Raw genomic sequence first — 5,976 nt, 5'->3', positions numbered from 1 at the left:
CGGCCATTCGCTCGGCCGTCTTTGCAGTTCGCTTGCTTGCCGCATTTTGGACAATCCATCACGCCCTCCCAAGGCACCTGAATGTTCCAAAACTTATACATTGTCTATATTTATTTAGCAATGCCAACATGAAACTCAATCATCTGCTGGTTGGCAGTTATCTTGGCAGTCCAGCATTAGGTTATTATACTGTTGCCGACAATTTGGCTGGTATGCCAATCCGTGAAATTGTTGGATCACTTGACGCAACACTTTTTCCAGGGGGCGCCCCGATAGCGAACGATAATGAGCGTCTCTAACTTGCCTATCGCTCGTCCCAGTCACTTATATGCGCCATTGTTTTGCCTGCTTGGGTTGGTTGTGCTCTCATTGCCTATCCTCTTGTATTGCTTGGCATGGGAGAGAATGGCTTACCACAGGTGATATAATTCAAATTATAGCAGTTACTATTGCATCCTTAACCTTGAGTACAGTAACTCACCCAGCTTGCAATGGCTAAGGGTAAGACTAAGCTATTATTTCAGCGTGATATGATTAGTTTTCTAATACGCGTTTCTCTTATTGTTGGCGGATTATTTTTTGGAGGATTACTGGACCTCGTTATATGTAAGAGCTGTTTCGACTGCGGTTAGTATTACCATGAATATATTTATAGTTCGTCGTTTATTGATATAGATGTAATCGAGCAGATAATTAGCAATACTCGAGCTTTGCTTAATGTATTGCTGATGTGAGCAGGCATTTTCTTGGCAGAACATATTCTTGATTGTAGCGGAGTATCGATAGCCGTGGCGCTCAAGATAGCGCTATTCGTAATCACAAGTGTCTGTATTTTAATAGCACACTTAACACTTTGGCGTATGGCTAAAAGGCCTGTGAGTCATGAAACAGAAGTGATCAGAATAGCTTCTAAGATAGGCGCTAAATTTAAAAAGAAGAAGTTTTATAGTGAGACCTAAGGCTTGTTCGGAGCAAAAATCGATCTTAACAAGCTAAAAATAGCTTAGGCTGAATTATTATATTTTAAAGATGAAGGATAGCTAAATGCTGGTCTCAATTTATTTACCGACCAAAAACCGTCTTGAATCAATGAAAGCTGCTGTCGATTCGGTTCTTCGTCAGACCTATACGAATCTCGAACTGATCATCGTCGATGATGGATCGACAGACGGAACTGCTGATTATTTGAACGAGCTTGTCAGAATCGATGCACGAGTAAAATTTTTGCGCAATGAAATTAGTAGAGGAGCCTGCTACGCACGCAACCGTGCTATAAAAGCCTCAACCGGAGAGTTTATAACCGGTTTGGACGATGATGACGAATTTATTAGTAGCCATATTGGCGCCCTAGTAGACTATTGGTCTCTTTTGACAACCCATTCCAGTACTTTCCCTTCCTGCATCTATACCCAAAACATTTATAAAAATAATGAGGTGTTAAGCGAAAGTAAAAAGATGAGTCGAGTTGAATATACCGATTTATTTGAAGGTAATCATATTGGCAACCAGATCTTTGCTCCCCGTTCTCATTTTATTGAAACCGGGCTATTCGATGAAAATATGCCTGCTTGGCAAGATTTAGAGTTTTTTTTCAGGATATTGAAAAAATTCGGCGCTGCACGACTATTAGATTTAAACTCTTATATCTTTGATATATCACTACGTCCTGACAGAATTTCAAGTGCGCAAAAAGCGAGAATTTTAGAGGCTAGTGACCGCATGATTACACTTCATGCTGATAATAGAGACCGCGGCGCCCAACGATTTTTGCTTCAGGCATATGGAGATTACTATAATTTCCCTTTAACTTTTAAAGACTTATGTATTTTCTTAAGACACGGATTCTGGTGGCAAGGATTAAAGGTCATGATTTTAAATTTCCTTAAAAGAGACTTTCAAAATTTGAAGAGGAAGTTAATACTTAACTAGTCAGTGACAATTAGCTATGAAGTTTAATGATCATCACATGTTAAATTTATTGCGTGTTAAATTTATTTAATGATTTTAATTAACTTTTAGTAATAAAGAAGATTTTCTAGCAGGTTTTCTAAAATGCGCAAGAAGTAAATTCTCCATGGCAAAATGCAATTTTGCCCTCTCAGTGCTGTTGGAAGCGAGAGCAAGCAAGAATCTTATAAACTTATTCACAATACATATTAGGCTGTGCAAATGCAGATGGGTAAAATAAGCCATAGAGATTTCCTCATTGATTTTTTCAGGTCATTTGAATGTGGGTTTAGATATTTAAGATCCTATGAGCAAGCGCTAAAAAAATAAGCATCATGATTTCATAAATAATAAGCCGCCCATTCTTGATCTTCTGCTGAAAACACATCTTCGCTGAAGGTCCGCTCCATTAGTTTTTTAACCTTTAAAAATGCACAAGCATTGGATAAGCCGGTTAAAGGGGAAAAATTACTTTTATCAATTTTTTTAATTTCCTACTTTGCTTCTGGATGAGCTTTAGGGCTAAAGCAGTATCCTAAGCAATTTTCATCCTCATAGACCATATATTTCAGACCCGGGAAATCATTTCAGTGCTTTCAATAACCGCATGCGAGCTTATAATTAACACATATTCTATTTGGCAAATATGTATACCAATATTAATGGCTTTTAATTAATTAAAGGACTGCTTAGGATAATCAATCACCTGATCAAAAAGGTCATTGAGTTAGAATCTTTGTTCTGGGTTTGAGTCTAAATGGACAGCTACTATTTTCTCGGGCGTTGTAGTTTGGTTTGCAAAGCGACAATAACATCTGCCACTAAACGAACTATTGTAAGTTCAGGTTAACGCAGTGTATTTTAATGAGTTTATAGGAGAGATTGTGCCGTGCGTCTATCTTCATTTCGACCACTAGAGGCGAGGCGAACTTTAGTCGTGGTATTTTCCCTCTTCAGCATGCCGACATGGAAGCCGGAACTTGCGCCCGAGGTGAATTGGCATGGACAGTCAGCGCCGAAGCCCAAGGCCAATCACCAATCCTTACAGCCTACGAATTGAGCGTCACTTATTCAAGTGTTTTTTAACGTTACCATATACTGTCTTCCTGACTACCCAAACCCAGCCAAAATTCGTCAATAAACGGTACTGGGTTATGTTGACATTTACCATGAGTTTAAGAGAAATGGCGCATCAATTAGTACTCAGTAATGAGGAGTGGCACTTTATTTCTTCATTCTGGCGACACATCAGCATGTATATGTGGGGTCAGAGCAAGCCCTTCGCGTCTTCATGACCTCGGTATTATAGGTGCTGCGAAATGGGGTCCTATGGCAAACCTTGCCGGAAATATAGGGCAAATGGTTGGGCAATCCGTGGTGTTTGCCCTAACGTGCGGGTAAGACAGTGTCCTTGGACAAGCAGAAAATTTGTTGGGGTTAGTACCTGAATATGTACAAAAATTGACGGCGGATAAAAACTACGACAATGTTGCCTTAATTGATATAGAGATATACAAAAACCTGTGCGTCAGGGAAAATTGTTTTATTTGCGATGCAAAAATTAATGTCCCTACTTTGCTGTAATTTCAATCATCTTAGTCCAGACTGGATAGTCGCGAATGAAAAATATTTTTCATCCTTTTGTAAACCCTATATCTTTAGAAGACAATGAGTTATTTGTATAGGAAATTTAACCTCATTATCAAGACAGATAGTTAAAAAAGGAGTTATGAATGGAATTTGATACCTCAGAAAAAATCGAAGTGACAGTAATTATCTGTACTCGCGATCGAGCATCCCAACTGTCCAATGTACTCGATTCTGCATGTGAACTTGTAATTCCGTCTGGCCTTGCTTGGGAATTCATTGTTGTTGACAATGGCAGCTCTGATGATACATTCGATGTGGTTGCAGAATATAAAGGTCGTTTGCCGATCAGGTATGTAAGGGAAGAGACTCCGGGGTTATCCAATGCTCGCAACCGTGGAGTTGATGAAGCAAGAGGCGATTACATATGCTGGACAGACGACGATGTTCTAATAGACCCAGCATGGCTCTCCGCATATGCAAAAGCTTTTAGACGTCACCCTGAAGCGGCGGTATTTGGGGGCCGCGTTATTCCTTGGCTGGAAAAACCTACTCCTAACTGGTTTGAGAAAGCCAAATATGATTGGCCGCTAAATAATCTTTTAGCACATCGAGATTTTGGTGATAATATCGTTGCGTTAACTTTCAAAGGCTGGTTAGTGCCGTGGGGCGCTAATTTTGCCGTACGAATGTCAGAACAACGCCGCTATCAATATAATCCAGAGCTTGGAGTTTCTCCAATCCATAAGCGCGTAGGCGAAGAAACAGATGTTATTTATCGAATATTTAAAGATGGAGGTAATGGCTGGTGGGTACCTGATTCTAAAGTTACACATATCATTCCTGCTAAACGTCAAACCTTGAGGTATCTTTTTTATTATTCTTTTTTAGCAGGCGAGACCATTTCTTATTTACGTGATAAATACCCCACTGATAATTTTCTTCTTGCCAGTGGTAATGCGCCGCCAGAGTATGACTTTAATCGAATTCGCTTGTACCGACTAACCATCAAACGAGCATTGAGATTTTTATTCGCCATGCTCTTTAATAAAACCTCTCGGCTTGTGCTGCTGAGAGAAGTGGGATATTTTGCCGGCGCAGCATCCTATCGGAGAACAGAATAATTAAAAGTTTGATAAGCGGATTTTTAATATGGCATATCACTATGCCCTATCATCCAAAACACCCATGAGTGTTGCACTAATTGACGTACTAATTTCTGTTTATAACGGGGCAAAAACGGTACGCAGTTCAATCGAATCAATACAGCGCCAGACGGTTCAGGATATCAGGATAATAGTCGTTGATGATGGTTCAACTGATGACACACTGGTTATACTGAACGAGATTGCGCAGAAAGATTCGCGTGTGCAAGTAATACCCAAGCCGCACAGTGGAATTGTTGACTCTCTGAATAAGGGACTGGCGCTCTGTACTGCGGAGTTTATTGCACGGTTCGATGCTGATGATATTGCCTATCCTCATCGATTTGCTACCCAAGTTGCTTATCTACAGGAAAACCCGGGTTGCATAGCTGTATCTGCAGCTTACATTCATATAGATGAGAATGATCACCAAATTGGGCTGAAACAAAAACAGCCTGCCGTAGTTAAGGCAGATGCCACTTGGATACCTTGTCTTGAGCCTTTCTTGATGCAAACTCTCCTGATGATGCGCAAAGCTGATATTGATGCGGTCAATGGATATCGTTTATGTGAAGTATCAGAGGATTCTGACCTGTATTGGCGATTGTATGAAATCGGGGAAATGCACAATATAGACGAAATTCTTGGGGCTTACCGATTAAATCCCAATAGTATTTCAAGCAAATCTATTATTAATGGCAGACGGATGGCTTTGTGGTCCCAATTAGCAGGGATATCTTCCTTAAGAAGAAGAAATGGTGAAACGGACCTTACTTTTGATAAGGAACGGATAATGTCTTATCAGAACGCAGTGAGTCTGGAAGAAATCTGTCGACTCGCTAGCAAGGAGTTGACAGAGAAGGAATTAGTGCGCCTGCGCATCGCAGCCTCGGTAAAGATGCTTGAGTTAACAGCCTTTCGTCCTTATGAATTAGATCGGGAAGACTGCCGTTTTATTCAAAAGTCTCTTATCGAGGGTAAGGGTTTGCTAAATAAAAAAAATCATAAACTAATTAAAGCCAATATCGTAAGTTCTGGTATGCGTTTAATGCGTGCCGGTAAGAATGTGGAAACCTACCTACTGGTAAAGCAACTGCTACCATATGTTATATTTATGGCTATATTGCGTTCTTTAATACCTAAATATATGCGTAATTTTCTCAAAACACTTCTAGTAGATCGTTCCATTAATAGATTTACAGATTAGTCTAAAATAGCCATGATACTTATTCACCTAATGACGGAGGTGATCATGGCGGGAAAGACGAAACGCGCAGCACTGATATTGACGGACCAC

Annotated in this window: 4 protein-coding genes; all 4 read left to right on the top strand. The window is 40.1% G+C overall.

The genetic code is table 11. The features are described 5' to 3' along the window. On the top strand, positions 1-299 hold a 299-nt coding region (locus HUX64_RS19070; RefSeq protein ID WP_217426395.1), incomplete at its 5' end, for an oligosaccharide flippase family protein. 745 nt (positions 300-1,044) lie between these two features. Further along, the gene (locus HUX64_RS01595) at positions 1,045-1,929 is read left to right on the top strand and encodes a glycosyltransferase (RefSeq protein ID WP_174624500.1); all 885 of its coding nucleotides are present in this window, start codon (positions 1,045-1,047) and stop codon (positions 1,927-1,929) included. A gap of 1,751 nt (positions 1,930-3,680) precedes the next feature. Then, positions 3,681-4,658 carry a glycosyltransferase gene (locus tag HUX64_RS01590; RefSeq protein ID WP_174624499.1) on the top strand — a complete coding sequence of 326 codons (978 nt, stop codon included), beginning with the start codon at positions 3,681-3,683 and terminating at the stop codon, positions 4,656-4,658. 28 nt (positions 4,659-4,686) lie between these two features. After that, positions 4,687-5,886 (top strand): glycosyltransferase family 2 protein, encoded by a 1,200-nt coding sequence (locus tag HUX64_RS01585; RefSeq protein ID WP_174624498.1) that lies wholly within the window; start codon positions 4,687-4,689, stop codon positions 5,884-5,886. Positions 5,887-5,976: the final 90 nt, after the last annotated feature.

This window comes from Candidatus Methylobacter favarea (genome assembly GCF_902806695.1).
Taxonomy (GTDB): domain Bacteria; phylum Pseudomonadota; class Gammaproteobacteria; order Methylococcales; family Methylomonadaceae; genus Methylobacter_B; species Methylobacter_B favarea.
Note: the sequence above shows the minus strand (reverse complement) of the source record. Positions and strands in the feature narration are given on the sequence as shown.

Coding starts and splice junctions, on each gene's coding strand:
- HUX64_RS01595 (WP_174624500.1), top strand. CDS start 1,045: ATGCTGGTCTCAATTTATTTACCGACCAAAAACCGTCTTGAATCAATG.
- HUX64_RS01590 (WP_174624499.1), top strand. CDS start 3,681: ATGGAATTTGATACCTCAGAAAAAATCGAAGTGACAGTAATTATCTGT.
- HUX64_RS01585 (WP_174624498.1), top strand. CDS start 4,687: ATGGCATATCACTATGCCCTATCATCCAAAACACCCATGAGTGTTGCA.